General features: G+C 48.4%; 2 protein-coding genes. Both read right to left on the bottom strand.

The window, feature by feature from the left end:
- On the bottom strand, window positions 1-1,545 hold a 1,545-nt coding region (locus AC5V8P_RS24420; RefSeq protein WP_495473966.1), incomplete at its 3' end, for a sensor histidine kinase.
- Window positions 1,546-1,679: 134 nt separating this feature from the next.
- On the bottom strand, window positions 1,680-3,523 hold a 1,844-nt coding region (locus AC5V8P_RS24415), incomplete at its 5' end, for a beta-galactosidase (RefSeq protein WP_495473965.1).

Raw genomic sequence — 3,523 nt, 5'->3', positions numbered from 1 at the left:
TTCTTCCTTCATAATTTCCACGCGGATTGCCATTCGCCACGCCCCTGCCTTGCGATCAAGACCATGCTGAAACGCATTTTCCAACAAAGGTTGAAGCGATAGCTTGGGCAAACGAATATCCATCGCCTGCTCTTCGGTCTCCACCTGAAACACCAATCTTTGCGGAAAACGACGCTGCTGGATACGCATATAATGCCCCACATGGTCAAGTTCTGCACGTAGTGAGGCCATATCCTGAGGCTCCCGTACCACGTAACGAAACATCTCACTCAGCGAACGAATGACTTCATAGGTATCCTCCGGCTTTTGCGAAAACACCATACTTCCGATCATTTGCAGCGTATTTTGCAGAAAATGCGGATGAATCTGCGCCTGAAGCGCTTTCAATTCAGCCGTCTTTTTTTGCAAATTGATACGGTATTCCGTCTGGATATGCTGGCGGATTCGGCCTGCCATCCCATGCAGACTTCTTTCCAGCAGCCCAATCTCATCCGGCCGTGTACTTGGCTTTCCAACTGGCCCTGTAATCATATCCAGCTCCTGCACCGAACGCGCCAATTGAACAATGGGGCGTGCGGTTCGCCATGCGATGAAAACGGCGATACAGATCGAAACCAGGATTGAAATCACGCCTACGACGATACCATACAGCATGGTTGAAAAGGCACTGTGGTTAATGGAGGAAGTCGGTACGATTTTGACCAGTTTCAATCCAGCCACATCCAGATCATTGTAGAATACATAATGTTCGGCAGTTTGAAGCATCCCGGGACCCGGCTTAACATCACGAAGAGCTGTCAGTACTCCTGCAGGAGGAGGCGACTGACGAGCTTGCGCTGGATACATGACCCTGCCATCCCCATCTGTAATCAACACCTGATGCTGATCCCCTCGTCCCAGCAGACCCAGCGTCTGATCGAATTGTGACCATAGCACCTCCAATGAAATAGCTCCCGTCTGCTTATGATCTTCAAAACGCCGAATACTGCGTGTCAGTGTAAAGCGTTCGGGATCAGTAGAGCTTGGGCGAATCGAATAATCCTTGTTCGCTTGCCACATCTCAGCGTACTGCGGAGGAATACCGCCCACTGTCGCAATATCATTTTGCATACTATTGAAGGTAAACAGGGTTTGCGATTGTTTCAAATACAGCTGAATACCGATGACATGACTCCCGGCTGAATAATATACATTCGCCAGCGTGTTTAACATTTTTCGCTGGGCATTAAATTGGCTAGAAAGATTGTCAGGCTCTCGTTCATTCAAATAATCGCTTAGATCAGGGCTGATCTGAATGCTGTAAATCAGATGATTCAGATGATCTAACTGGTCGCTGATATAAATGCCCGTCCATTTCATATTGGACATGTTCGTTTCAACCACTTCGGTTTCCATAGACGATCTGCTTTTCTCTGCAGCCAGCACCGTAACGGCAATGACCGGCAGCACAGATAAAACAATCATCGTCAAAATCAGCTTGAGCTGAATACTGCGTCGATACGGGGCAGTCAGCGACTGGAACCAGTGGGCTGCTCGGGTTGGCATAGCGATGCACTCCTCTATTCAGCTATATGCGAAAACGCCCCGCAATTCGCAGGGGCGCTTCATATGCCGGATCTCCCGGCGTGGTACCTATTATGATATTATTCGTACGTCGATTTCAACTCATTATTGATCTTTTACGCCTCTTCGATAATTATAACACTCCAAGGCTTCAATTGGAGTAATTGTCCTTGGGTAACCGTCTTCTCTCCGATCAGTTCCTTGCCGTCTCCATGCGGATACACCACCGAGCCTGCCTGTTCGGAATAGTTAAAATAGTACCGGATCGTTCGCCCCAAATCATTCGTACCAGATTTAACAATGATCGGATAAGAAGCTTCCTGATCCAGCCCCCACACGCCTGCCTTTTTGGCTACAGAGCTTAATAATTCGCGGATGACCGCTGAACTGAAAATACAGCCGATGTAGGTCGCCGTTCCCTGACCATAACGATTTTGCGTAATCGCAGCATATTGGCCCCAATGCGGGTGATCGTAATAGGCTAATACTTCGGCAGTCGTCGGCGTTATTAGCTCCATCCACGTAGTTACCTGATTGTCCTCTGCTGCCACTTCAAAAGGATTATCCTTGAGCGTCACATTTTTCGGCTCCACAAACAGGCTGTAATGAATACCACATGCTTCGCTAATCACGCCCGGCTGCCGCGATGTTCTCACCTGCACATGTTCGTCGGTAAATCCGCTGCGGGAGGTGTATACCACATGACCGCCTTGTTCGACATATCGATTCAGCTTTTCCAGCAATGCGTCTGGCGCAGAATAGAGACTCGGAACGATCAGGAGATCATAGTCCTCAAACGATTCCGTACCCGGATGGACAATATCTGTCCCAATATTCAGTTTGTACAACTCATCATACAAACAGCGTACGATGTCATTGTAATTCAGTGGGCTGTTCATATTAAACTTGAACCAGTTAATGGATGTCAACGCTTCGTTGCTAACCAGGATAGCTGTTTTATTTTTCTTTTTCAGATTGACCAGATGCGTGGACAGTCTTGCAAAGTCCTTCCCTATCGTCTTTGCTTCCTCATACACAGGATTCGGTTCAAAATCATGGCTAAGCAGACCCTTCCAGTAGGTTTCGAAGGAATTATGAATGGAATGCCAGTGCCAGTAAGCTACCATATTGGCCCCGGAAGCCAGATGACTGAACGCTTGCAGACGCAATTGTCCCGGATAAGGAACCCAGTGTGTAAACGCCTGCGCCTCCGTTTCCAGCACTAAGTAATTATTCTGTTTTGTCGAACGTGCCACATCACCGCCAAAAGAGATTTCTATTCCAGTCAAATCATCTTGTGATGGATGGTAAATATCGACCCCTGTCACATCAAATGCTTGAGAAGCTGCAAAGTGATCCACATCCGGCTGGATTCCAAAAGAATGACCTCTCCACTCAAAATCAAAATTTTGCGTAACAAATTGGTCTTCCCGCTTATATTCATTGACAATCGCGACCTGCCAGGCCAGGAAGTCCGTCACCAGCTTGCGCTGGAACTGGGAAAAGGCCGCGCCCAAGCTTCCATTAATCGTTCCGACCACCGAAGGGAAGTCCTCCCAGCTATTGATGCGATTGCTCCAGTAATCCAGTCCAAATTTGCGGTTCAGCTCCTCCAGTGATTCAAACCGCTCCCGCAAATACTTTACAAACTGTAATTGCACATTGGGACCGCTCGTATGGTAATGCTTCGTCTCGTTGTCTGTCTGATAGCCAATAACCGCCGGATGCTGACTCACTCGTCCAATTAGCTTGCGTATGATTCGCTCAGCATGGAACAGGTACACCGGGTTCGTAATGTCCATAATCTGACGAGCCCCGTATTTGCCTGGTCCCTGAGGCGTCGTTGCCAATACATCGGGATGCTCCTTCACCAGCCATGTGGGTACGGCATAGGTGGGCGTGCCTACAATGACCTCAATACCAGCCTTATGCATAGCGTCCAATACCCGATCCACAGAGG

Source organism: Paenibacillus sp. N119s (assembly GCF_059447605.1).
This window is presented reverse-complemented; position numbering and strand designations above follow the sequence as displayed.